At 69.5% G+C, this 23711-nt stretch carries 21 protein-coding genes; 15 read left to right on the forward strand and 6 right to left on the reverse strand.

All coding sequences use genetic code 11. The features are described from left to right. Positions 1-3: 3 nt before the first annotated feature. The 11 genes from LQF12_RS00620 (at position 4) to nrdF (ending at position 13385) form a co-directional block, all read left to right on the forward strand. The gene (locus LQF12_RS00620) at positions 4-2295 is read left to right on the forward strand and encodes an HAD-IB family hydrolase (protein WP_231054081.1); all 2292 of its coding nucleotides are present in this window, start codon (positions 4-6) and stop codon (positions 2293-2295) included. Next, a complete protein-coding gene (locus LQF12_RS00625) occupies positions 2292-3095 on the forward strand; it encodes an SDR family NAD(P)-dependent oxidoreductase (protein ID WP_231054082.1) in 804 nt (267 codons plus the stop codon). Before LQF12_RS00620 ends, LQF12_RS00625 begins: the two co-directional genes overlap by 4 nt. Further along, positions 3092-3853 (forward strand): lysophospholipid acyltransferase family protein, encoded by a 762-nt coding sequence (locus tag LQF12_RS00630; RefSeq protein ID WP_231054083.1) that lies wholly within the window; start codon positions 3092-3094, stop codon positions 3851-3853. Before LQF12_RS00625 ends, LQF12_RS00630 begins: the two co-directional genes overlap by 4 nt. Next, positions 3850-5532, forward strand: coding sequence for an FAD-binding oxidoreductase (locus LQF12_RS00635; protein ID WP_231054084.1), 1683 nt, complete (start codon positions 3850-3852; stop codon positions 5530-5532). Before LQF12_RS00630 ends, LQF12_RS00635 begins: the two co-directional genes overlap by 4 nt. Before the next feature lie 96 nt (positions 5533-5628). Then, on the forward strand, positions 5629-6951 hold the full coding sequence (locus LQF12_RS00640) for an MFS transporter (protein ID WP_231054085.1): 1323 nt from the start codon (positions 5629-5631) through the stop codon (positions 6949-6951). Then, the gene (locus LQF12_RS00645; RefSeq protein WP_231054086.1) at positions 6948-7763 is read left to right on the forward strand and encodes a ChbG/HpnK family deacetylase; all 816 of its coding nucleotides are present in this window, start codon (positions 6948-6950) and stop codon (positions 7761-7763) included. Before LQF12_RS00640 ends, LQF12_RS00645 begins: the two co-directional genes overlap by 4 nt. A gap of 2 nt (positions 7764-7765) precedes the next feature. Continuing rightward, entirely contained in the window at positions 7766-8995 is a 1230-nt protein-coding gene (locus tag LQF12_RS00650) for a CehA/McbA family metallohydrolase (RefSeq protein WP_231054087.1), read from the forward strand. 463 nt (positions 8996-9458) lie between these two features. Further along, positions 9459-9716, forward strand: a complete 258-nt coding sequence (gene nrdH / locus LQF12_RS00655; RefSeq protein WP_231054088.1) for a glutaredoxin-like protein NrdH — start codon at positions 9459-9461, stop codon at positions 9714-9716. Positions 9717-9773: 57 nt separating this feature from the next. Then, positions 9774-10175, forward strand: coding sequence for a class Ib ribonucleoside-diphosphate reductase assembly flavoprotein NrdI (nrdI, locus tag LQF12_RS00660; RefSeq protein WP_231054089.1), 402 nt, complete (start codon positions 9774-9776; stop codon positions 10173-10175). 41 nt (positions 10176-10216) lie between these two features. After that, positions 10217-12322: a class 1b ribonucleoside-diphosphate reductase subunit alpha gene (nrdE, locus tag LQF12_RS00665; protein ID WP_231055644.1), complete on the forward strand. Its 2106-nt coding sequence runs from the start codon at positions 10217-10219 to the stop codon at positions 12320-12322. A gap of 88 nt (positions 12323-12410) precedes the next feature. After that, entirely contained in the window at positions 12411-13385 is a 975-nt protein-coding gene (nrdF, locus tag LQF12_RS00670) for a class 1b ribonucleoside-diphosphate reductase subunit beta (protein ID WP_231055645.1), read from the forward strand. A gap of 29 nt (positions 13386-13414) precedes the next feature. Here nrdF and LQF12_RS00675 read toward each other — a convergent pair whose 3' ends face one another. After that, the gene (locus tag LQF12_RS00675; protein ID WP_354004688.1) at positions 13415-14842 is read right to left on the reverse strand and encodes a class I SAM-dependent methyltransferase; all 1428 of its coding nucleotides are present in this window, start codon (positions 14840-14842) and stop codon (positions 13415-13417) included. A gap of 38 nt (positions 14843-14880) precedes the next feature. On the opposite strand from LQF12_RS00675, the gene LQF12_RS00680 reads away from it, so the two are divergent. Further along, positions 14881-15213, forward strand: coding sequence for a VOC family protein (locus LQF12_RS00680; RefSeq protein ID WP_231054090.1), 333 nt, complete (start codon positions 14881-14883; stop codon positions 15211-15213). 6 nt (positions 15214-15219) lie between these two features. On the opposite strand, the gene LQF12_RS00685 is transcribed toward LQF12_RS00680, so the two are convergent. From LQF12_RS00685 to LQF12_RS00705, 5 genes are all read right to left on the reverse strand, one after another. Beyond that, positions 15220-16092, reverse strand: a complete 873-nt coding sequence (locus LQF12_RS00685; RefSeq protein WP_231054091.1) for a carbohydrate ABC transporter permease — start codon at positions 16090-16092, stop codon at positions 15220-15222. Then, positions 16085-17041: a carbohydrate ABC transporter permease gene (locus LQF12_RS00690; RefSeq protein ID WP_231054092.1), complete on the reverse strand. Its 957-nt coding sequence runs from the start codon at positions 17039-17041 to the stop codon at positions 16085-16087. Before LQF12_RS00690 ends, LQF12_RS00685 begins: the two co-directional genes overlap by 8 nt. After that, the gene (locus LQF12_RS00695; RefSeq protein WP_231054093.1) at positions 17041-18300 is read right to left on the reverse strand and encodes an ABC transporter substrate-binding protein; all 1260 of its coding nucleotides are present in this window, start codon (positions 18298-18300) and stop codon (positions 17041-17043) included. Before LQF12_RS00695 ends, LQF12_RS00690 begins: the two co-directional genes overlap by 1 nt. A 157-nt stretch (positions 18301-18457) precedes the next feature. Further along, positions 18458-19867 (reverse strand): MFS transporter, encoded by a 1410-nt coding sequence (locus LQF12_RS00700; protein WP_231054094.1) that lies wholly within the window; start codon positions 19865-19867, stop codon positions 18458-18460. An 18-nt stretch (positions 19868-19885) separates the two neighbouring features. Next, positions 19886-20896 (reverse strand): LacI family DNA-binding transcriptional regulator, encoded by a 1011-nt coding sequence (locus tag LQF12_RS00705; RefSeq protein ID WP_231054095.1) that lies wholly within the window; start codon positions 20894-20896, stop codon positions 19886-19888. 191 nt (positions 20897-21087) lie between these two features. On the opposite strand from LQF12_RS00705, the gene LQF12_RS00710 reads away from it, so the two are divergent. Genes LQF12_RS00710 through LQF12_RS00720 form a run of 3 tightly spaced genes read left to right on the forward strand, consistent with a single transcriptional unit; the run spans position 21088 to position 23698 of the window. Then, positions 21088-21909: an ABC transporter permease gene (locus LQF12_RS00710; protein WP_231054096.1), complete on the forward strand. Its 822-nt coding sequence runs from the start codon at positions 21088-21090 to the stop codon at positions 21907-21909. Continuing rightward, on the forward strand, positions 21906-22703 hold the full coding sequence (locus LQF12_RS00715) for an ABC transporter permease (protein ID WP_231054097.1): 798 nt from the start codon (positions 21906-21908) through the stop codon (positions 22701-22703). Before LQF12_RS00710 ends, LQF12_RS00715 begins: the two co-directional genes overlap by 4 nt. After that, a complete protein-coding gene (locus LQF12_RS00720) occupies positions 22700-23698 on the forward strand; it encodes an ABC transporter ATP-binding protein (RefSeq protein WP_231054098.1) in 999 nt (332 codons plus the stop codon). Before LQF12_RS00715 ends, LQF12_RS00720 begins: the two co-directional genes overlap by 4 nt. Positions 23699-23711 lie beyond the last annotated feature (13 nt).

A 23711-nucleotide genomic window follows, 5' to 3' on the forward strand; every position in this document is an offset into this window, starting at 1 on the left:
GGGGTGTCGGACCCACTGAAGAACGCCCACGTCCTCGTGACGGGTGCCACCGGATTCGTCGGCCAGGCCGTCGTGGAGAAGCTGCTCGCGACCTTCCCGACCACGCGGATCACGCTGCTGGTGCGTCCGCGCGGCGCACTCACCGCCGAGGACCGGGTGCGCAAGCTGCTCACCAAACCCGTCTTCGGACCCTGGCGCGAGCGCCTGGGCAGCGAGGCCGCCGACGCCGAGGCCGCCGAGCGGATCACCGTTCTCGCCGGCGACCTGGGCGACGTGCCCGAGCTCCCCACCGATATCACCCACGTGGTGCACTCCGCCTCGACGGTCTCCTTCGACCTGCCGATCGACGAGGCCTTCGCGTCCAACGTCGGCGGCCCGGTCAGCCTGTACCAGGCGCTGGAGGCCACCGGTGCCGACCCGCACGTGGTGCACGTGTCCACCTGCTACGTCGCCGGTCTGCGCAAGGGCCTGGCCGAGGAGCGCAGCCTGGACCACTCGGTGGACCGCGAGGCCGAGACTACCCGGGCGCTGCGCGCACGCGAGTCGGCCGAGGCGGCCTCGCGCCGACCGCTCGTACTCGACAAGATCGTCGCCAAGGCGCGCGCCACCCATCGCCGCGCCGGCGCCCAGGCCGTGGCCCAGGCCGCCGAGGAGGCCCGCCGCAGCTGGGTGACCGACCAGCTCGTCACCGCCGGCCGCACCCGCGCCACCTCGCTCGGCTGGCCCGACGTCTACACCTTCACCAAGGCGCTCGGCGAACGCGTGGCCGAGGACCTCTGGGCCGGGACCGGGCACCGGCTGTCGATCGTGCGCCCCACGATCATCGAGAGCTCGCTGCAGCATCCTTTTCCCGGCTGGATCGACGGCTTCAAGGTGGCCGACCCGCTGATCGCCGCCTACGGCCGCGGCATGCTGCCGGAGTTCCCGGCGCTCGCGGACTCGATCCTCGACGTCATCCCGGTCGATCACGTGGTGAACGCAATCCTGGCCGCGGCCGCGAGCCCACCCGAGCCCACCGCCACCGAGGACGGCGAGCAGCACACGCCCGCCGCCTACTACCAGGTCGCCTCCGGCAGCCGGAACCCGCTGCGGTTCGGCACCATCCTGCGGCTGCTGCGTGGCTACTTCCAGGAGCACCCGCTCACCGACGACGACGGCTCCTTCGTGCAGGTCCCGAACTGGACCTTCCCGAACGGGCCGGCGGTGCAGCGCTCGTTGCGGCGCCGCGAGATGGCGGTCGACCTCGCGGACTCCCTCGTGGGCAGGCTCCCTCCCAACGACACCACCCGCACCTGGATCTCCTCGGTGTACAAGGCCAAGCGCAACCTCGGCACGCTGCGCAAGTTCACCGACCTGTACCAGGCGTACACCCAGACCGAGGTCGTCTTCGACGACACCCACACCCACGCGCTGCACGAGGCCCTGCCGGCGGAGCGACGCGAGGAGCACGGCTTCGACGTCACGGCCATCGACTGGACGTACTACATGCAGGAGGTGCACGTCCCCAAGGTGCCCGGCCTGATGCGTGCCCGCCGCCCGAAGACGAAGCCGAGCACGAGCGCGCGGGACCTGCCCCAGCGCGAGGACGTGCTCGCCGTCTTCGACCTGCACGGAACGGTCGCGGCCGCGAGCCTGATCGAGCACTACGTCTGGGTCGAGCTCGCCGCCAAGGGCGCCGTCCCCGCCCTGCGTGGGCTGGGGGGCATGGTGGCCTCCTCCGGGACCTACCTGCAGGCGGAGTGGCGCGACCGCGGTGACTTCATCCGCTCGTTCATGCGCCGCTACGCCGGGGTGGACGAGGCCGTGCTGCGCGAGGTCATCGCCACGAAGGTGACGCCCTCGTTGCGGGCCCGGTTGCTCGCCGAGGCCACGGAGCGGATCGCCCTGCACCGCGCGGCGGGGCACCGCACCGTACTGGTCAGCGGCCAGATCGACGTCTTCGTCGAGCCCCTCGCCGACATGTTCGACGTGATCATCGCCGGTCAGATGGAGAAGGACGCCGACGGTCGCTGGACCGGGCACCTGGCCACCTCCCCGCTGGTGGACGAGGCGCGCGCGGCGTGGCTGCGCAGGTACGCCCGCGAGGAGGGGATGGACCTCGCCGGTTCCTACGCCTACGGCGACTCCTACGCCGACCGGCCCTGGCTGGAGGTGGCCGGCACCCCGAACGTGGTCAACCCGGACTCGACGCTGTACCGGTTCGCGCGCGAGAAGCGCTGGCCCGTGCACTCCTGGACGACGACGGCCGAAGGTAGGTTCTCGCCGGTCCTGCGCTCGCTGGGGTCGCGTCGATGAGGGGCAGCACCCACACCACCCCGGTGCCGATCGCCGGGACCGCCATGGTCACCGGAGGCACCTCCGGGATCGGGCTGGCGTTCGCGCGGGCGCTCGCCGCGCGCGGGTGCGACCTCGTCCTGGTCGCCCGCAACCGGCAGCGTCTCGACGCCACCGCCGAGGAGCTGCGGTCCGAGCACGGCATCGCGGTCGAGACGCTGGTGGCGGATCTGGCCCGGCGCGCCGACGTCGGCGTCGTGGCCAGGCGGCTCGAGGACGCCGCCGCGCCGGTGGACGTCCTGGTCAACAACGCCGGGATGGGGGTGCACACCCCCCTGACCTCCACCGAGGTCGAGGTGCACGACGAGGCGATCGACGTGATGATCCGGGCGGTGCTGGTCCTCGGGGCCGCCGCGGCGCGGACCATGTCCGAGCGCGGCACCGGCATCATCGTCAACGTGGCCTCGGTGGCGGGGCAGGTGGCGATGGGCTCCTACTCGGCCATCAAGTCCTGGGTGGCGACCTACTCGGAGTCGCTCAGCCTGGAGATGGAGGGCAGCGGGGTGCAGGTGATGACCCTGATGCCCGGCTGGGTGCGCACCGAGTTCCACGAGCGCGCGAAGATCCGCACCAGCTCGATCCCGGACGCACTGTGGCTGGACGCGGACGAGCTGGTGGCCGACTGCCTGGCCGACCTGGAACGAGGGCGGACGCAGTCGATACCATCGAAGCGTTTCAAGGTCGTCTCCTGGTGCGCCAACCACTTCCCGCGGCCGCTGGTGCGCCGTGCGACGGCGCTGATCAAGAAGGGGCGCAGATGACGCAGAGGCACGAGCGCAAGCGCACCGCTCGCTATCACTCCGCCGTCCACCGCTGGGCGCGCTACCTCGCGCAGCGGCTCATCCTGCGTTCGATCGTCTTCTCCAACTTGCGGGTCACCGTCGAGGGGGAGCGGCACGTGGCCGACCTCGACGGTCCGTTCATCGTGGTGGCCAACCACTCCAGCCACCTCGACGCCCCGCTGTGCATCACCGCGCTGCCCTATTCGGTCACCAAGAACGTCGCGACGGCGGTGGCCGCCGACTACTTCTACCGCTCCCGGTGGCGCAGCTCGCTGACGTCGCTGTTCTTCAACTCCTATCCGGTCGAGCGCGGCAAGACCCGGGGCAAGTCGGCCGGGCTGTCGGTCTCGCTGCTGCGACAGGGTGTGCCGCTGCTGATCTTCCCGGAAGGGACCCGCTCGCGCACCGGTGAGATGGCCGACTTCACCGCCGGGGCCTCCGCTCTCGGCCGGGCGCTACGCGTGCCGATCGTGCCGGTCGCCCTGGTCGGGGCGCACGATGCGATGCCGCCGGGCACGTTCTGGCCGAAGTCGGGCCGGATGCCCGTGAAGGTGCTCATCGGCAAGCCGGTGCGGGTGCGCCCGCGGGAGGCGCTCGCCGATCTCAACGCCCGACTGACCGCGAGGGTGCGGGCGATGCACACCATGCAGACCTCGTACGTGCTGGTCACCGAAGACGATCGTCCGGCCGACTCGGGTGAGTCGGGCCTGCCGGACGCACAGGAAGGGATCTCATGAGCGACGTCGTCCACCAGAAGTGGTGGGGCTGGGGTGTCGAGGGCGTGGCCTTCAGCCCGGACAACAAGCCCGGGTTCGCGCCGTTCGTGCGCAACGTCATCGGTATCGACGTCACCGGCCCGGCGGGGAGCGCGCCCTCCTTCGACGAGCTCGACGTCCCTGCCTCCCGCCTCCCCGACGATCTGGGCGCCACGCTGCGCGGCATCGCCGGCGACCACCAGGTCACCACCGAGGACATGGACCGCGTCGTCCACACCTACGGCAAGGGGCTGCGGGACCTGGTGCGGGTGCGGGCCGGGGACCTGCCGCGCGTGCCGGACGTCGTCGTCTACCCCGCCAACGAGGGCGAGGTGCAGCAGATCCTGGACGCGGTGGTCGCCGCGGACGCCGTCCTCATCCCCTTCGGTGGTGGCTCGAACATCTCCGGCTCGCTCACGCCCGAGGCCGGCGAGCAGCGCACCGTCGTCTCGCTCGACCTGGGACGCCTGAACCGGGTGCTGGAGATCGACGCCGACGCCGGGCTGGCGCGGGTGCAGGCCGGCGGCCTCGGTCCCGACCTGGAGGAGCAGCTCACGGCCCGTGGCTGGACCATGGGCCATCAGCCGGACTCCTTCAAGCACTCCACCCTCGGCGGCTGGATCGCGACCCGGTCCTCGGGCATGCAGTCCGACAAGTATGGGGACATCGCGGAGATCGTGCGGGGTATGAGGGTGGTGCTGCCCGGCAAGGTCCTCACGCTGCGCCCGCTGCCGAGCACCTCGACCGGGCCGAGCGTGCGGGAGATGATCCTGGGTTCGGAGGGGCGTCTCGGCGTGATCACCGAGGCGTGGGTGCACGTGCACCGGCTTCCCGAGAACCGCGAGGTGATCGCCTACCTGTACCCGAACTGGGCAGCCGGACTGGCGGCCATGCGGGACATCTCGGTCTCGGACGCGACGCCCTCGATCACCCGTGTCTCGGACGCGAACGAGACGGCGTTCTCCCTCGCCACCCGCAAGGAGTCCAAGAGCCTGTCCTCCAAGGTCGGTGAGGGCCTGTTCGAGCTGCTGCGCCGCCGCGGCTGGGACCTGGAGAAGGTCTGCATCTCCTACATCGGCTACGAGGGCGGCGCGGCCAAGGTGCGCGCCGACAAGGCCGAGGTCGGGAAGATCGTCGGAAAGCACGGCGGCATCAAGCTCGGCAAGGGCCCGGGCGCGATGTACGACCAGAAGAAGTTCGACACCCCCTACCTGCGCGACTTCCTGCTAGACCGGGGCGCCCTGGGGGACGTCTCCGAGACGGCGGCGCCCTGGTCGCGCCTGGGCGAGGTGTACGTCTCCACGGTGCGGGCGGCCACGAAGGCCTACGAGCAGATCGGCGTGCAGGGCTTCATCATGTGCCACCTCTCGCACTCCTACCATTCCGGTGCGTGCCTGTACTTCACGTTCGCCTTCCCGCCCCGGGAGGATTCCCCGGAGCTGGAGCAGTACGACGTCGTGAAGTCGGCGATCCAGCAGTCCTTCATCGACCACGGCGGCACGCTGAGCCACCACCACGGGGTGGGCACCGACCACGCCCCCTGGATGGAGCAGGACATCTCCGAAGCCGGCGTGGACCTCATGGTCGGGCTGCTCTCCGCCGCCGACCCGAGCCGCAACCTCAACCCGGGCACGATCATCCCGCCCGAACGGGAGTGGTGAGCCACCCACACCCGGCCGAACAAGTCAGCGTCAGCGCAGTGGCGCGGGCCCTTGCCTCCGGCCTCCCGGTGCTCTTGACTACGTGAGGTGACCTCCGTGGACCAGACGCCTGCGGCCACGGCCCGTGCCACCCCGCCCTGGCGCTACGCCGTCGGGATGTTCGGGACCTCGATCCCGATCAACCTGATCAAGGGTTCGATGATCCTGTTCTACGTGGACATCCTGGGCCTGGACGTGCGCGCGTACGGGGTGGTGATGGTGATCTACGCGATCATCGACGCCCTCGACAACCCGCTGCTCGGCTTCCTCTCCGATCGCACCCGCACCCGGTTCGGCCGGCGCCGGCCATGGCTGCTCATCGGCGCGCCGATGCTGGCCGCGTGCATGATCGCGTTCTTCTCCGCCCCCACCTCGCTGGAGGGGATGGGGCTGGTGCTGTGGTTTGCGGTCTTCGCGATCCTCTGCGAGGCCTTCGACTCGATGCTCAACGCCAACTACGGCGCCCTGCTGCCGGAGCTTTTCCCGGCCGAGCGCCGCCGGGCGGTGGCGAACTCGCTGCGGCAGGGCTTCCAGCTGGTGGCGCTGGTGATCTCCCTGGCCCTCACCCCGCTGCTGACCACCAGCGTGTTCGGCACCGAGACCACCACCGAGGGGTTCACCACCACCGCGATCATCTACGGCGCGATCGCGGTGGTGGTGATCGCGTTCATGACCCTCTCGGTCCGGGAGAACCCGCGGTACTCCACCCGCGAGCGGCCGCGGTTCCTGCCCTCGATCGGCTCGGTGGTGCGTAACCCGCTGTTCTGGCAGGTGGGCCTGGTGGGCGCCTGCTACGGCATCGCGATGGCGCTGGTGCTCAGCGGCGTGCAGCTGTACGTGCGCTACAGCCTCGGCCTGCCGGTGGCCAACGCGCTGTACCTGCAGGGGGCGGTGATCGGGGTGACGGCGCTGGCGCTTCTGGTCTGGACCCGGCTGGTGGCCCGGTTCGGTGCGCCCCGGATGTGGCGGATCGCGTTCATGGTGCTGGCGGCCGGGTTCGTGGCGCTGTTCTTCGCCTCCAGCCTGATCACCGGCATCCTCGCCGGGGCGGTCCTGGGGCTCGGCTGGTCCGGCATGCTCGCCACCAACGACCTCATCGTCGCCCGCGTGCTCGACGGGGACGCCACCCGCCACGGTGAGCACCGGGAGGGCCTGTTCCTCTCGGCGTTCGGATTCTTCGGGCGCCTCAACGGGGTGGTCACCGGGCTCGCGCTGACCTCGCTGGGGGTGTTCTTCGGCTACAACTCCGGCGACGATCCCGGCAGTGACCCCGGCTTCGCCTTCCGCGTCTATCTCACCGTCTACCCCTTCGCGCTGACCGTGATCGGCGCCGTGGCCTCCCGCTTCGTGCGCGTGCCCGAGGCCGGCGCGCAGGCATGAGGAGGCTGGTCCTCACCGCCGACGACCTCGGCCGGGACGAGGCCACCACTGCGGAGATCCTCGCCCTGGCACGCGAGGAGGCGATCACCGCCACCACGGTGATCCCGCTCGCCCCCGGCTCCGCCGGGGCAGCCGCACAGATCACGACGGCGCACCTCGCCGTCCGGGTGCACCTCACCCTGACGAGTGAGTCCGGTGAGTCCGGTGAGTCGGGGGTGGCAGCGTGGCGGCCGCTCGCCCACGGCCCCAGCCTCGTGGAGGAGGACGGGACGTTGCCGACGGATCCGTATCGGCTCGGTGCCCGCGGGGAGACGGCGGACGTGCTCATCGAGCTCGAGGCCCAGCTGGCGTGGGCTCGCGCCCACGGGGTGGAGCCGGCGGCGGCGGACTCCCACGCCGGCACCCTCTACGGCCTGCACGGGCGGTCCTGGCTGGAACCGGCACTGCGCTGGTGTGCCGGGCACGGGCTCGGCTTCCGACTGCCGCGCGACCTCACCCCCTACCTCGGTGGCCCGGCGCCGGAGCCGCTGCACTCGGCGCACACCGCCGCGGTGGCGCTCGCCGACGAGCTCGGCGTCCCGATCCCGCAGGCGATGGTCACCAACGACCGCACCGCCGCGCAGTGGGGCAGCTACCAGGCGTTCCGGGCCGGGATGCTCGACCGGGTCGCGGCGCTGGGGGAGGGCACGAGCGAGCTGTTCCTGCACCCCTCCCCGGTCTCGCAGATCCGGTCCTGGGAGGCGCGGTTCCTGCGCGACCCGGTGGTCCGGAGCGAGCTCGCCCACGACGTCACCCTCGTGGAAGGGTGGTGACCATGGCCTCGACCGTGCACCGCCTACGCCTCGGCCTCGCCGACCTGCTCGCGACGCCCTATCTCGCCGTGGGCGTCGAGGTGCCGCCCGGGTGCGCCTCGCTCGAGGTGAGGCTGGACTACGACCGCACGGACGCCGTCGTGGATCTGGGGTGCGAGGGGCCGGCGGGCTGGCGCGGCTGGTCGGGCGGAGCGCGGGAGTCCTTCGTGATCCAGGCGGACTCGGCCACGCCCGGCTACGTGCCGGGTGAGCCGGAGCCGGGCCAGTGGTCGGTGCAGCTGGGCCTGTACCGGCTGCCGGCCGAACCGATCGAGGTGACGGTCACCGTGCTCACCCCGGCGGAGTCGGAGGTGGTGGCGGACGCGCCGCCGGTGGCCCCCGCCCAGGCCGCTCCGCGCGGCAGCAGCCGGGGCCTGCCTGCCGAGCCCGGGCTGACCTGGTACGCCGGGGACCTGCACGCGCACAGCACCCACTCCGACGGCGAGCAGTCCCTGGCCGAGCTGGCGGCGCTCGCGGTGACGGCGGGGCTGGACTTCCTGGCGGTCACCGAGCACAACACGGTCTCCCACCACCCGCTGCTCGCCGACGTGGGGCGAGCACTGGGGGTCTCGCTGCTGCCGGGCCAGGAGGTCACCACCGCCCGCGGGCACGCGAACGTCCTGGGCGACATCGGATGGATCGACTTCCGCCGCCCGGTGGCCGAGTGGATCGCCGAGGCGCAGGCGCGCGGGGGGCTGGTGAGCATCAACCATCCGCTCGAGGGTGAGTGGGCCTGGCAGCACCGGCTGAGCGGGCTGCCGGAGGCGGTCGAGCTGTGGCACATCACCTGGTTCCGGGACCTGCGCTCCACCGAGCCGTGGGGGCTGTGGCCGCACTGGCGTCAGGATGCGGTGCTGCTCGGCGGCAGCGACTACCACCACCCCCGCCACGGGTACCTGCCGGGCACCCCGACCACGTGGGTGGCGGCCGAGTCGCCCGAGCCGGAGGCGATCCTGGCGGCCATCCGCGCGGGCCGGACGGCGATCTCGCACCCCGGGCCGCGGGCGGCGGTGCTGCTGCGGGTGGCCGGGGAGCTGGTGGCAATCGGGGCCGAGGGAGCCGTGCTGACCGACGTCGACGGCCGGTCGCAGGTGATCGGCGCGGTGCGGGTGAGTATCCCCCTCGAGCGGGCGGGCCGCGGCCCCTTCCGGCTCACCTCGCCGGGCCGGGAGCTGCTCGCGATCAGCCCGTGAGCAGATTGCCGACGGTGTGTCCTACGCCCCGGGAGCCGGCCGCAGCCACCCGGCTGGAGCGTGTCCGCACCCCCTCCGGTGTGGACAGACCGGGGGATTCGTCACCTCCTGGACACCTGTTCCGACGCGGCAGGTGTGGACCGGCACCGCCGATTCTGTGGACAACTCCGGCCGTGGGCCGGCTACCCACAGGAAGCCCCCGGCTCGTACACAGGGGGCGCCCCGAAGTCCACAGCAACACGCCGCCGGCCTGTGGATGACACGCATGTGACTCGACACGCCAACACAACCTCTTGGGGTCTGACGCACCCGCCACCACTAGGTGTAGTGTCTTTCCTGTTGCTCGTGATCGAGGCCGACGCGGCGGCGCGGGTGAATCACACGGGTGTAGTTACACGGCCGGAAGTTGCGGGGACGGGCCGTGGGGGACGACGAGACGAAGAATCTGAAAGGGACGCGGAACATGACCATCACCGTCTTCAGCAAGCCGGCGTGCGTGCAGTGCGATGCCACCTACCGGGCGCTCAAGAAGCACGGCCTGGAGTACGAGGTGGTGGACATCTCCACCGACGCCGAGGCGCTCGAGTCCGTCAAGGCGCTCGGGTACCAGCAGGCGCCGGTCGTGTTCGCCGGCGGCGACCACTGGTCCGGCTTCCGGCCGGACAAGATCAAGGCGCTCGCCGCGGTGAGCGCCACGCAGTCCTCCGCAGCACTGGCCTGACCGACCGGCCTGATCGGCTCGACCGGGCCGCTCGGCTCGAAAGGGGACCTCGCCACCGTGCCAGGGATCGTGTACTTCTCCTCTGTCTCGGAGAACACACGCCGCTTCGTGGATCGGCTCGATCTGCCGGCGGAACGGATCCCGCTGCGCTCGAGCGAACCCGCGCTGAACGTGCGCGAGCCCTACGTCCTGTTCACCCCCACATACGGGGGTGGGGACGGGCAGGGCGCGGTACCCAAGCAGGTCATCCGGTTCCTCAACGACGAGAAGAACCGCTCCCTCATCCGCGGCGTGGTCGCGGCCGGCAACACCAACTTCGGCAGCGCGTACTGCCTGGCCGGGAGCATCGTGGCACGTAAGTGCAAGGTGCCCCATCTGTACAACTTCGAACTACTAGGAACCGCTGAGGACGTCACGTGCGTCCGTGAGGGATTGGGACAGTTGTGGCTGCAACAGTGACCGAGGACGCCGTCGAGGTGGCCGCACCGGATGAGTCCGGCATGGACTATCACGCGCTCAACGCGATGCTGAACCTCTACGGGCCGAACGGTGAGATCCAGTTCTCCAAGGACCGGGAGGCGGCGCGGCAGTACTTCCTGCAGCACGTCAACCAGAACACCGTCTTCTTCCACAACCTGGCGGAGAAGCTGGACTACCTGGTCGAGCACGGCTACTACGAGACCGAGGTGCTCGAGAAGTACTCGCGCGAGTTCGTCCAGCGCCTCTTCGACCACGCCTACAGCAAGAAGTTCCGGTTCCAGACCTTCCTCGGCGCCTTCAAGTACTACACCTCGTACACGCTGAAGACCTTCGACGGGAAGCGCTACCTGGAGCGGTTCGAGGACCGCGTCGCGATGGTGGCGCTCACCCTGGCCGACGGTGACGAGAACTTCGCCCTCGAGATGGTCGACGAGATCATCTCCGGCCGGTTCCAGCCCGCCACCCCCACGTTCCTGAACTCGGGCAAGAAGCAGCGCGGTGAGCCGGTCTCCTGCTTCCTGCTGCGCATCGAGGACAACATGGAGTCGATCGCCCGGGCGATCAACTCCGCGCTGCAGCTGTCCAAGCGCGGCGGCGGGGTGGCCCTGCTGCTGAGCAACGTGCGCGAGCACGGGGCGCCGATCAAGAAGATCGAGAACCAGTCCTCCGGGGTGATCCCGGTGATGAAGCTGCTCGAGGACTCCTTCTCCTACGCCAACCAGCTCGGGGCCCGGCAGGGGGCCGGCGCGGTCTACCTGCACGCCCACCACCCCGACATCTACCGCTTCCTGGACACCAAGCGGGAGAACGCCGACGAGAAGATCCGCATCAAGACCCTCTCGCTCGGCGTGGTGATCCCGGACATCACCTTCGAGCTGGCGAAGAACAACGAGGACATGTACCTGTTCTCCCCGTACGACGTCGAGCGCGTGTACGGCAAGCCGTTCGCCGAGGTGAACGTGACCGAGCACTACCGCGAGATGGTCGACGACGGGCGGATCAAGAAGAAGAAGATCAACGCTCGCGAGTTCTTCCAGACCCTCGCCGAGATCCAGTTCGAGTCCGGCTACCCGTACGTGATGTTCGAGGACACGGTGAACCGGGCGAACCCGATCGAGGGCAAGATCACGCACTCGAACCTGTGCTCGGAGATCCTGCAGGTCTCCACCGCCTCGACCTACAACGACGATCTGTCGTATGACCACGTGGGCAAGGACATCTCCTGCAACCTGGGCTCGATGAACATCGCGCTCTCGATGGACTCCCCGGACCTGGGCAAGACCGTCGGCACGGCGATCCGGGCGCTGACCGCGGTCTCGGATCAGACCCACATCTGGTCGGTGCCCTCGATCGAGCAGGGCAACAACGACTCCCACGCCATCGGCCTGGGGCAGATGAACCTGCACGGCTACCTCGCCCGGGAGCGGATCCACTATGGGTCCACCGAGGGCGTGGACTTCACCAACATGTACTTCTATACGGTGCTCTTCCACGCGCTGACGGAGTCGAACAAGCTCGCGATCGAGCGCGGTAAGGCATTCAAGGGCTTCGAGAACTCCACCTACGCCTCCGGGGCGTTCTTCGACAAGTACCTGGACCAGACGTGGGAGCCGGCCACCGAGCGGGTGCGTCAGTTGTTCGACGAGGCCGGCGTGCGCCTGCCCACCCAGGCCGACTGGGCGGCACTGAAGGAGTCCGTGCAGGCGCACGGCATCTACAACCAGAACCTGCAGGCCGTCCCGCCGACCGGGTCGATCTCCTACATCAACAACTCCACCTCCTCGATCCACCCGGTGGCCTCGAAGATCGAGATCCGTAAGGAAGGCAAGATCGGGCGGGTCTACTACCCGGCGCCGTTCCTGACGAACGACAACCTCGAGTACTTCGCCGATGCGTACGAGATCGGCTACGAGAAGGTCATCGACACCTACGCCGCGGCCACCCAGCACGTGGACCAGGGCCTGAGCCTGACGCTGTTCTTCAAGGACACCATCACCACGCGCGAGGTGAACAAGGCGCAGATCTACGCCTGGAAGAAGGGCATCAAGACCCTGTACTACATCCGCCTGCGCCAGCTCGCGCTGGAGGGCACCGAGGTGGATGGTTGCGTCAGCTGCATGCTGTAGCTCACGACGGCGGAGCCCCCTCGTCCGCCGCCCGTCCCTGTCGTAGGACTCCCCCTCTCTCGTGAACCAAGGAGCAGCGCCCGTGTCAGTGTCAGAGAAGTTGAAGCTGGTCAGCAGAGTCTCGGCGATCAACTGGAACCGGATCCAGGACGAGAAGGACGTCGAGGTCTGGAACCGACTGGTCAACAACTTCTGGCTGCCCGAGAAGGTGCCGCTGTCCAACGACATCCAGTCCTGGCACACCCTCACCGAGGCCGAGCAGTTGATGACCACGCGGGTGTTCACGGGCCTGACGATGCTGGACACGATCCAGGGCACGGTGGGTGCGGTCTCGCTGATCCCGGACGCGCTCACTCCGCACGAGGAGGCCGTCTACACGAACATCGCGTTCATGGAGTCGGTGCACGCGAAGAGCTACTCCTCGATCTTCTCCACGCTGATCTCCACCGCCGAGATCGACGAGGCCTTCCGCTGGACGGAGGAGAACGAGAACCTGCAGCGCAAGGCCGAGATCGTCCTGAACTACTACCGGGGCGACGACCCGCTCAAGCGCAAGGTCGCCTCCACGATGCTGGAGTCCTTCCTGTTCTACTCGGGGTTCTATGCCCCGATGTACTGGTCCTCACGGGCCAAGCTGACCAACACCGCGGACCTCATCCGGCTGATCATCCGGGACGAGGCGGTGCACGGGTACTACATCGGCTACAAGTACCAGAAGGGCCTGGAGCTGGAGACGCCGCAGCGTCGCGCCGAGCTCAAGGAGTACACCTTCGAGCTGCTCTTCGAGCTCTACGACAACGAAGAGGACTACACCGAGGCCCTGTACGACCCGCTCGGCCTCACCGAGGACGTCAAGGCGTTCTTGCGCTACAACGCGAACAAGGCGCTGATGAACCTCGGCTACGAGGGCATGTTCCCCAAGGACGCCACCGCGGTGAACCCGGCGATCCTGTCCTCGCTGAGCCCGAACGCCGACGAGAACCACGACTTCTTCTCCGGCTCGGGCTCGTCCTACGTGATCGGCAAGGCCGTCAACACCGAGGACGAGGACTGGGACTTCTGAGTCAGTGAGCTCGTGGGGCCGGGCGGCGCCTACGTCCGCACGGAAGCCGTGACGGTAAACTTCGGATCCCGCACGATCTGCCTCGTGGTGCCGACGCTCGCCTCCAGCTGCGGCCGGTAGCGCAGGTGCGAGTTCCACACGCACCACAGCTCGCCACCGGGCCGCAGCACGCGGGCCGCGTCCGCGAACAGGCGCGGTGCGATCCGACCGGTCACCGCAGCGCCGGAGTGGAACGGCGGGTTGAGCAGGATCAGATCGGCCGACGCGTCCGACTGCCCGCCGAGTCCGTCGTCCCGGACCACGACGACGCCGTGCGGGCCGAAGGGCGCATGCGGAGCCGATTCGCACGGGGCGGCGACGTCGTTGGCCATGGCCGTCGCCGATGCCGATGCGACGGCAGCGGCGGACTGGTCGGTGGCGATCACCCGCGCGGCCGGGTGCGCCCGGGCGTAGGACACCGCCAGGACGCCCGTGCCGCACCCCAGGTCGATCACGCGCGACGCCTCGGGCGCCTGGTCGAGCACGCTGAGCAGCAGCCGCGTACCGATGTCGACCCCAGCGCCTGCGAACGCGGCGCCGTGTGCGCAGATCGTCAGCCCGGTCTCCTGGTCGCGTTCTGCACGTGGCCAGGCCCGTGCGGCGGACTCTCCGGTGCCGGCTCGAGGCTCCGATGCGCGCAGCACCCGGGACTTGCCGACGCCCCGGTCAGCGGTGACCGTGGCGAAGTGCCTGGCGAGCACCCCGTTCATCGCGGACGTCATGTGCTTGACGCGACCGCCCGCGACGACGCGAACCGCCGGGTCGGCGTGGCCGGCGATCAGGCCGGCGATCTCGTCGAGCGCGCCTAGCGACCGCGGTAGCTGCATCAGCACCAGCGTCGCGCCCGCGAACAGCTCGGCGTCCAGTGGGTGCCAACTCACCCCGGGCACCGCGATGCTGTCCGCGTCCGACGCCTGCGCCAGCCCGACGGCGACCGCGTTCAAGCGCGCCGCCCGCTCACCCGAGAGCGCGTCCTGATGCACCAGTACGCGCAAGCCCACGGCCGCCAGCGGCAGCGCCAGCGCTCCATACCGATCACCCACCACGACCAGGCTCCCGACCCGCGAGGTTGCCGGGGGCGTGTCAGGGTGCTCCGGTCGCCCGGCTTCTCGAGACGGACTGCCCTCGTGAGCGAACTCGGGCCGATCGAGGCCGGCCGATTCCAGGATCAGCCGATCGCTGACGTCGGCCGCCACCAGATCGTGCGCCTCGACATCCGGCCGTCGCCGCATGTGTGGGGCGAACGCGTCGAACGCTTCGCGGATCGACGCCATGCCGTCCACAGTAGAGCACCTCGGCCTTGCGTCGGCGTGGGTGACGCACGTGCTGAATGGCGCCGGTTGCCGAACATGAGGTCGCGTAGCACGATCAGGCTCCAGCGAACACTGGGCACCTCCACGGCGGCGTCGATCGGACATCCCGAGCGCGGCTCGCAACCCGACGAAAGGCCAGCACCATGACCCGCAGCGTGTACGCCAACTGCACCGTCACCGACCTGGAGCGCGCCGAAGGGTGGTACACACGCCTCTTCGGTCGTGAACCCGACGCCCGCCCCATGGCGGGGCTGCTCGAGTGGCACCTGGGAGAGGCCTCCGGGGTGCAGGTGTGGTCCGAGCCGGAGCGCGCCGGGCACTCGACAGTGGTCCTGCGCGAGAGTGACCTCGACAGCGCCGCCGATCAGATCCGACAGGCGGGCATCGAGCACGACGGTCCGCAGCCCGGCGGCGGGGCGCGGATTCTGCTGCTCCTCGACCCCGACGGCAACCGTGTGGTCCTGACCGGCTCCTGAGTGCGGCTACTTGCCGCCGGTGGTGGCGATGCCCTTGACGAGGAACTTCTGCCCGAAGAGGAAGGCGAGGAACATCGGCACGAGGGAGACGATGGACATGGCGAACATCGCGCCCCAGTTGGAGCCGGAGGTGGCGTCCAGGAACGAGCGCAGGGCGACCGGGACGGTGTACATCTCGGGGCTGGTCAGGTAGATCAGCGGGGTGAAGAAGTCCGACCAGGTCCAGATGAAGGTGAAGATGGCCGTGGTGGCCAACGCCGGGATCATCAGCGGGATCAGGACCTGTCCGAAGATGCGCAGGTGTCCGGCGCCGTCGATGGTGGCGGCCTCGTCGAGCTCGCGGGGGATGCCGCGGATGAACTGGACCATGAGGAACACGAAGAACGCATCCGTGGCCACGAACTTGGGCAGCACCAGCGGCAGGAACGTGTTCACCATGTCGAAGGCGTTGAACAGGATGTACTGCGGGACCACGATGACGTGGATGGGGATCATGATCGACATCAGCATGATCGCGAACCACAGCCCCCGTAGCCGGAACTTCAGCCTCGCGAAGGCGTAGGCGGCCAGGGAGCAGGAGATCAGGTTCCCGATGATCGCCCCGGAGACCACGATCGCGGAGTTGACCAGGTACCAGTCGAAGGCCTGGGACAGGGCGAACCAGCCCTCGGAGTAGTTCTCCACGTACAACTCGTTGAGCCATAGTCCCGGGGCACGGAAGATGACCTCGGTGGGGCGCAGCGAGGAGACGATCATCCACAGCAGCGGATAGACCATCACCAGGCTGACGGCGATCAGCGCGACGTGCTTGACTGCGCTGCGGACGTGGTCCTTGGCGGTGCGGGGAGCGGTGATCTCCCCGGCGATCGTCTCAGTCATCGTAGAACACCCAATACTTGGACAGCAGGAAGTTCACTGCGGTGAACATGGCGATGATGGCCAGGAGCAGCCACGCCATCGCCGAGGCATACCCCATGTCGAACCGGGTGAAGCCCTGCTCGTACAGGTACAGCGTGTAGAAGAGGGTCGAGTCCGAGGGCCCGCCGGTGCCGTTGGAGACCACGAACGCCTGGGTGAAGGCCTGGAAGGCGTTGATGATCTGCAGCACCAGGTTGAAGAAGATGATCGGGCTCAGCAGCGGCAGCGTGATCCGCGCGAACTGCGAGATCCGGCTGGCCCCGTCCAAGGCGGCTGCCTCGTAGTACATGGTGGGGATCTGACGCAGCCCCGCCAGGAAGATCACCATCGGGGACCCGAACGTCCACACGTTCAACAGGATCAGCGTCCACAACGCGTAGTCGGGGTCGGAGACGTACCCGGTGGTCGCCTCGAATCCCAGCAACTGCAGGATCTGGTTCACCAGGCCCGTGGTGCCGAAGATCTGACGCCACAACAGCGCGATCGCGACCGACCCGCCCAGCATCGAGGGCAGGTAGAAGATCGACCGGTAGAACGCCAGCCCGCGCATGCCCTTGTTCAGCAGCACCGCCACGCCCAGGGCCAGCGCCAGCTGCAACGGCACCCCGACCCCGACGTAGGTCAACGTCACCTGCAGTGACTGATGCAACCGGTCATCGGTCAGCATCCGGGCGTAGTTGTCCAGCCCCAGGAAGTTCGGGGACTGGATCAACGAGTAGTCGGTCAACGACAGGTAGAACGAGGCCAGGATCGGGCCCAGCGTGAACACGAACAGCCCCACCAGCCACGGCAGCAGGAACAGGTACCCCGCCTTGTTGTCGTGGGAGGCTTCCTTACGTCGCGCCGCCCGCTGCTCGGCCGTCACCGGCCCCTTCGATTTGAGCTTTGAGAGCTCGGACAGTGCAGACATCAGCCCAGCGCAGCGGTGAGGGCGTCGTGGAAGGCCTGGGCAGCGTCGGCCGGGTTCGAGTCACCGAAGAGCATCGCGTTGCCCTCCCGCTGCATGATCGTGCCCAGCTGACCGCCGCCGGGTGGCGGGGCGATCGGGGTCTCGGCGAGCTCGGGCTCGATGGCCTCGATGAACTCCGCGACGCGCTGCTGTGGGTCGGAGAGCAGGTCGCGGATCGACTCGGAGATCTCACCGTTCGGCGGGATTCCACGCTCGGCGCGCTCGATCTCGGCCGCGGCCTCACTGTTGACCCACCAGTTGATGAGCTCGACGGCCTCATCGGGGTTCGGCGAGGTGGCCGAGACCGACCACAGCATCGAGGCCTTGTACCAGGCCTTGCGCTCCATCGCGTCGCCGTCGATGCTCGGGAAGCGCAGCAGCCGGCGCTCGTTTCCGCCGGAGGCCTCCACCGCCTCCAGCTGGTTGGACCAGACCATCGACATCGCGGTGCGGCCGACGATGAAGTCCTGCTGGTCGAGTGGTTTGCTCGCGTCTTCCTCGATCTGCGACGCGCTCGGGATGGCGCCGTCGTTCGACCACTCCAGCATCATCTCGAACCAGGCCTGGGCATCCTCGACGGAGAACCCGAGCTGGTTTCCCTCGAGGAAGAGCTCCTTGCCCTGCTGACGCAGCCAGGCACTGAACATGGCGTCGTTGCTGACGATCGACGAGCTGCCGGTCGCCTCGCCGCTGGCCGTGATCTCGGCGGCGACGGCGCGCCAGTCGTCCCAGGTCCAGGTCATGTCGTCGGGGATGTCCACTCCGGCGGCCTCGAACACCGCCGGGTTGATCATCACCGTCGGGGTATTGATGCCGGCGTTGATGCCGTAGAGCGATCCCTCGATGATGCCGGACTCGACGGTTCCCTCGATGAACTTCGAGGTGTCGGCCCCGTGTTCGGACATGTCGAGCAGCGCCCCGCGCTGGCCGTATTCGCTGATGTAGGCCATGTCCATCTGGATCACGTCCGGGGCGTTGTCACCCGCCGTCTGCGTCGCGAGGCGATCCCAGTAGCTGGCCCACTCGCCCGGTTGCGGGGAGATCGTGACGTCCGGGAACTCCTCCATGTACGCATCGATCGCGTTCTGGGTGTTCTCGTTGCGGACCTCGTTGCCCCACCACGTGAACTGCAGCGTGGAGCCGTCTCCGGAATCGCTCGAGCCGCCGCCACCGCGGGAGCATCCCGCTGCGGCCGTCCCGACGGCTCCGAGTGAAGCCATGGCCATGAACTGTCGCCGGCTGGGTCGCATCGCCTAGTCCTTTCATCGTCGAAAGCAGTGCCTGACGGCACGCGCCGACTGTAGCGGCGGATCCTGACGATAACCCCGGAGGTTGCCAACTATTGCTTTTGTGCCATAACTGTGACCTTTGTCCGGCTCAGGTCTCCTCCAGCGCCAGCCCGGTGCGATCGGGCAGCAACCATGCGCCCGCGCCCGCGAGCACGAACGCCCCGCCCAGCACCGCGAAGGTCACGCCGAGCCCGGCCGCCTCGTGCAGGTAGCCGACCGCGAGCGGCGCCATGATCGAGGCGATCCGGCCGAAGGCGGCGGCGCTGCCGGCGCCGGTGCCACGCAGCGCCGTCGGGTAGAGCTCGGGCGTCACGGCGTAGAGGGCGCCCCAGGCGCCGAGGTTGAAGGCCGACAGGGCCATCCCCGCGGCCAGGATCGTGGCCACCGACTCCGCCTGGCCGAAGGCCAGCGCCGAGACGGCGGAGCCCGCCAGGAAGACGATCAGCGTGGTGCGCCGGCCCCACACCTCGATCAGGTAGGCGGCCGCCGCGTAGCCCGGCAGCTGAGCGAGGGTGATGATCAGCGTGTACCCGAAGCTGTCCACCAGGTCGAACCCCTGGGACAGCAGCAGGGAGGGCATCCAGATGAACGCCCCGTAGTAGGCGAAGTTGACGCCGAACCACACGATCCACAGCCCCGCCGTCCGACGGCGCAGCCTCGCCTGCCACAGGTCCGTCCACCGTGCCCGGGGCTCGGGATGGGGCTCGGGATGGGGTTCGGTGACGGCGGCCGGCTCGGCCGGGGCGACGCCGTCGCCATCCTCGCGGTAGGTGCGCTCCGGGAGTGGTGCCGGTATCCCGGCTGAGGACTCGTACCGGCGCACCGCCGCCTCGGCCTCGGTGTGCCGCCCGTTCCGCTCGAGGAAGCGCACCGATTCGGGCAACCGCATCCGCACGAACAGGGCGTAGGCGGCGGGGGCCATGCCGATCAGGAACGCCCATCGCCAGCCGTTGTCCAGCGGGACCACCAGATAGCCGATGACCGCGGCCGCGATCCATCCCAGGGCCCAGAACGCCTCCAGGATCACCACGATCCGGCCCCGGATCTTCTTCGGGGCGAACTCGCTCACCAGGGTGGAGGCCACGGGCAGCTCGGCGCCCAGGCCCAGGCCGACCACGAACCGCAGCACCATGAGCACCGCCAGGCCGCCCGCAGCCGCGGAGGCCCCGGTGGCCAGCCCGTAGATGAGGAGCGTCAGCGCGAACACCTGACGGCGTCCGATCCGGTCGGCCAGCAGGCCGCCGAGGCTGGCGCCGATCGCCATCCCGACGAAGCCGATCGAGGCGAGCCAGCCACGCTCGCCGCCGGTCAGGCCCCACTCCTGTGCGAGCGCGGCGAGGATGAAGGAGATCAGCCCCACGTCCATCGCGTCGAGCGCCCACCCGATCCCGGACCCGCCGAGCAGGCGGCGGTGTGCGCGGGTGAAGGGAAGGCGGTCCAGACGCTCGGTGCGGGTGAGGTGCTGGGCCTCACCGGCGGAGCCTGCATCGATGGGCATACGCCCATCCTTCCAGGCTCAGGCGGTGGGCCAGCTGACGGGGACGGGAAGGCGCTCGGCGACGGGCGACCGCCCCGGATCGGGTCCGGGGTCGCCGTCGGTGAGCGAGACCAGGCCGGGCCGGGCCAGGGGGGCGCGGAGCTGGTCGATCACGTGGTGCACGGCCCGGCGTCCGAGCTCGATCCCGTCCACGTCGACCATGGGGGCCTGCGGGCGGCCCACCACCACGATCCCGGCGTCGTCCGGTTCTGGCCGCGCACTCCAGGACGCGCGGCCGTGCTGCTGGAGACCGAACAGCGCGCCGAGGCCCAGATCGCTGGCGAAGGGAAGCACCACGCCCGCCTCGGCGGCCAGGATCTCCGCCACGGCGGCGACACCCGCGTCGAAGGTCGGGGGGTAGGGGCCGAGCACGGTGAGCTCGAGCCCACGGTCGCCGGCGGCCTCCCGGAGCGCGCGGGTGCGCTGGCCGCTCTGCCACGAGCGGTCCGGACCGCCCAGGAACGCCACGCGGGCGTGGCCGGCGTCGGCCAGCGCCGTCAGCAGCTGCACGAAGGCGGCCGCCGTATCGGCCACCACCGAGGCCGTGCCGGCCAGTTCGCGGTCGACGAGCACGGCCGGGCGGGCCGAGACCACCGTGCGCAGCGTCTCGTCGCTGCACCGCGGGGCCACCACCACGGCCCCGTCGACCTGCTGGGCGAGGCGCTGGTACCGCAGCAGGTCCTCGGCGCCGGAGAGCTCGTTGACGGCGACGGTCACCTGCAGACCGTCCCGCGCGGCCCGCTCCTGCGCGCCGCCGATGATCGGGGTGAAGAAGGTGTTCGTGAGCGTGGGGACCACGAGGGCGATCACCCCGGTGCGGCCCCGGGCCAGCTCGCGAGCCGCGCGATTGGGCACGAAGCCGAGCTCCACGGCCGCGGCCAGGACTCGCTCGACCGTGCCGGCGGCGACGAGCTGCGGGTGGCTGAGCGCTCGCGAGGCGGTCGACTTCGAGACGCCGGCCCGCGCCGCGACGTCCAGCAGTGTGGGCACCCGACCTCCCCCGGTCGTGTCGGGCCCGGGCTGCCGGGCCATCGTGTCAGGACTGGACGCACCCCAAGTGCATCTGGTTGCATACCCTAGCGAATGGAACCGGTTGTGGGAGCGGTTGCGGCGTCCGCGTCACCTCCTCACCTCCCGTGCTGTGCCTGAGACCTGGCTCCCCGACCATGCGAGGTGAGACGATGCGCAGACGTGGACTGCTGGTCCTGCTGCTGCCCGGCCTCGCGCTGTTGCTGGCCGGCTTCCTCGTCCCGGCGCTGATCATGGTGCTCGCCCCACCCGGCACGACGACGGCCGAGGTGTTCAGCCGTCTGGTCCGCATGCTCGGCGACCCCTATGACCTGACGATCATCGCCCGGACCGTCGGCCTCGGCCTCGTGGTCACCGTGACGTGCGTGGTGCTCGGCTTCCCGATCGCCTACCTGCTGGCGCGCTCGCAGTCCCGCTGGGCCGGGGTGCTGCTGGCGGTGGCGATCTTCCCGCTGCTGCTGTCCAACGTGGTGCGCACGTTCGGGTGGCTCGTGGTGCTCGGCTCCGAGGGCGCGATCGGGCAGACGCTCGTGGCCCTGGGGATCGTGGACGAGGCGCCGCAGCTGCTCTACACACCGCTGGCGATCGTGCTCGGGCTGGTCCAGCTCTTCCTGCCGCTCGCCGTCGTCTCGTGCTATTCCGCCCTCGCGCAGGTGGACGCCAACCTGGACGAGGCGGCGCGCGGTCTCGGCGCCGGCCGCGCCCGGACCTTCTGGACCATCGTGGTGCCGCTGTCCTGGCCCGGCGTGGTCGTGGCCGCCACCCTGGTGTTCGCCGGCTCCGTCACCGCCTACACCACCCCGTACCTGCTCGGCGGTTCCCGGCAGCGGATGCTCTCCACCCAGCTGTTCCAGTACTCCAGCTCGACCATCGACTGGGCGGCGGCGAGTGCGACCGCCGTGATCATGACCGTGCTGGTGTTCGGGGTCGCTGCGCTCTCCACGGTGATGGGGCGGAGGTCGAGGACCTCATGAACACCCGTCGGCCCGTCGCCGCCTCACTCGCCGTCCTCGGCTACATCGTGATGATCGCGCCGCTGATCTTCGTGGTGATCACGGCCTTCACGGCCGGCTCCACCGTGCGCTTCCCTCCGGACGGGTTCTCCTTCCGGTGGTTCGAGGCCGCCGTCACCTATGAGCCGTTCATGTCGGCCCTGCTGTCCAGTCTGCAGCTCGCGGTGGTGGCATCCGCCGGCTCCCTCGCCCTCGGTGTGCCCGTGGCGCTGGCGATCCACCGGGGCAGGATCCCGGGGAAGGGCCTGCTGGAGGGGCTGTTCCTGTCCCCACTGATCGTTCCCGAGCTGGTGGTGGGCCTGGCGCTGTACCAGCAGTTCATGATCGGGCTGGGCCTGAACAACCTGACCACGCTGGTGATCGGGCACACGGTGCTGATGTTCCCCTACGCCGTGCGCGTCACCGGTGCCTCGCTGGCCCTGATCGACCCGGCGGTCGAGGATGCGGCGCGCGGTCTGGGGGCCTCGCCGATGCGCACCTTCGTCACGATCACGCTGCCGTTGCTGCGGCCGGGCATCTTCTCGGCGGCGCTGTTGAGCTTCGTGACCTCGTTCAACAACGTGCCGCTGTCGTTGCTGCTGCAGAGTCGCGACTTCCGCACCCTGCCGGTGACGATGCTCGACTACGTCCAGCAGAACTACGACCCGATCGTGGCCTCCACCTCGGTGCTGATCCTCGTCGGCACCGTGCTGATCGCGGTGGTGGCCGAGCGCACCGTGGGGTTCGCGAAGATCTTCGGAGGGATCAACCGATGAGTGCTGCTGAGTTCCAGGCCGTCTCCCAGGTGTTCGGCGACTTCACCGCCGTCGACGCGATCGACCTGACGATCCCGGAGGGCAAGCTCACCACGCTGCTCGGCCCGAGTGGGTGTGGGAAGACCACCAGCCTGCGGATGCTGGCCGGCTACCTGCGCCCGAGCGGCGGCCGGATCCTGATCCGCGGTGAGGACAACACCACCGCACCGCCGGAGAAGCGCAACCTCGGCATGGTCTTCCAGTCCTACGCGCTCTTCCCGCACATGAGCGTGGCCGACAACGTCGGCTACGGCCTCAAGCTGCGCCGCGTCCCCGGCCCGGAGCGTACGAAGCGCGTCACCGAGGCGCTGGAGATGGTGGGGCTGGCGCACCTGGCGGGCAGCCGCCCCAAGCAGCTCTCCGGTGGGCAGCAGCAGCGGGTGGCGATGGCGCGCGCCGTCGTGATCGAACCGGACCTGCTGCTCCTGGACGAGCCGCTGTCCAATCTCGACGCCCGGTTGCGGCTGCAGATGCGCGCGGAGATCCGCCGCATCCAGTCCGAGACGGGTCTGAGCGTGGTGCTCGTCACCCACGACCAGGACGAGGCGCTCGAGATGAGCGATCAGATGGTGGTGATGAAGGACGGCCGGATCCAGCAGCAGGGCTCCCCGCAGGAGGTCTTCCCCGCGCCGGCGAACCGCTTCGTCGCCGAGTTCCTCGGCTACGAGAACTTCATCCCGACCGCTGACGCCCAGGTGACGGTCCGCCCCGAGCACCTGCAGGTCAGCCCCGGGCAGTCGGAAGCCGCCGGCGGGCTCGCCCTGCCGGGCCGCGTCACCGACCTCGCCTACCGCGGGGTCGATGTGCTCGTCACCCTCGCCGCCGACGCGCCCGGGAGCACCGAACCCGTGCGCCTGGTCGCCGACCTCCGTGCCACCACCGCGCCCGAGCTGCGCATCGGTGACGAGGTCACCGTGACCGCACCTTCCGGTCACCTCGTCACCCTCCCTGCCTGACCCTTCCCCTGAA

This window comes from Ruania suaedae, from assembly GCF_021049265.1.
Taxonomy (GTDB): Bacteria; Actinomycetota; Actinomycetes; order Actinomycetales; family Beutenbergiaceae; genus Ruania; species Ruania suaedae.

What these genes read in the sequence shown, in the direction of transcription:
- LQF12_RS00625 (WP_231054082.1), top strand. Translation starts at nt 2,292, where the DNA reads ATGAGGGGCAGCACCCACACCACCCCGGTGCCGATCGCCGGGACCGCC.
- LQF12_RS00690 (WP_231054092.1), bottom strand. Translation starts at nt 17,041, where the DNA reads ATGTCTGCACTGTCCGAGCTCTCAAAGCTCAAATCGAAGGGGCCGGTG.
- LQF12_RS00710 (WP_231054096.1), top strand. Translation starts at nt 21,088, where the DNA reads ATGCGCAGACGTGGACTGCTGGTCCTGCTGCTGCCCGGCCTCGCGCTG.
- LQF12_RS00645 (WP_231054086.1), top strand. Translation starts at nt 6,948, where the DNA reads ATGAGGAGGCTGGTCCTCACCGCCGACGACCTCGGCCGGGACGAGGCC.
- LQF12_RS00720 (WP_231054098.1), top strand. Translation starts at nt 22,700, where the DNA reads ATGAGTGCTGCTGAGTTCCAGGCCGTCTCCCAGGTGTTCGGCGACTTC.
- LQF12_RS00695 (WP_231054093.1), bottom strand. Translation starts at nt 18,300, where the DNA reads ATGGCTTCACTCGGAGCCGTCGGGACGGCCGCAGCGGGATGCTCCCGC.
- LQF12_RS00675 (WP_354004688.1), bottom strand. Translation starts at nt 14,842, where the DNA reads ATGTCCGATCGACGCCGCCGTGGAGGTGCCCAGTGTTCGCTGGAGCCT.
- LQF12_RS00700 (WP_231054094.1), bottom strand. Translation starts at nt 19,867, where the DNA reads ATGCCCATCGATGCAGGCTCCGCCGGTGAGGCCCAGCACCTCACCCGC.
- LQF12_RS00685 (WP_231054091.1), bottom strand. Translation starts at nt 16,092, where the DNA reads ATGACTGAGACGATCGCCGGGGAGATCACCGCTCCCCGCACCGCCAAG.
- LQF12_RS00680 (WP_231054090.1), top strand. Translation starts at nt 14,881, where the DNA reads ATGACCCGCAGCGTGTACGCCAACTGCACCGTCACCGACCTGGAGCGC.
- nrdE (WP_231055644.1), top strand. Translation starts at nt 10,217, where the DNA reads ATGGACTATCACGCGCTCAACGCGATGCTGAACCTCTACGGGCCGAAC.
- nrdH (WP_231054088.1), top strand. Translation starts at nt 9,459, where the DNA reads ATGACCATCACCGTCTTCAGCAAGCCGGCGTGCGTGCAGTGCGATGCC.
- LQF12_RS00635 (WP_231054084.1), top strand. Translation starts at nt 3,850, where the DNA reads ATGAGCGACGTCGTCCACCAGAAGTGGTGGGGCTGGGGTGTCGAGGGC.
- LQF12_RS00630 (WP_231054083.1), top strand. Translation starts at nt 3,092, where the DNA reads ATGACGCAGAGGCACGAGCGCAAGCGCACCGCTCGCTATCACTCCGCC.
- LQF12_RS00650 (WP_231054087.1), top strand. Translation starts at nt 7,766, where the DNA reads ATGGCCTCGACCGTGCACCGCCTACGCCTCGGCCTCGCCGACCTGCTC.
- LQF12_RS00715 (WP_231054097.1), top strand. Translation starts at nt 21,906, where the DNA reads ATGAACACCCGTCGGCCCGTCGCCGCCTCACTCGCCGTCCTCGGCTAC.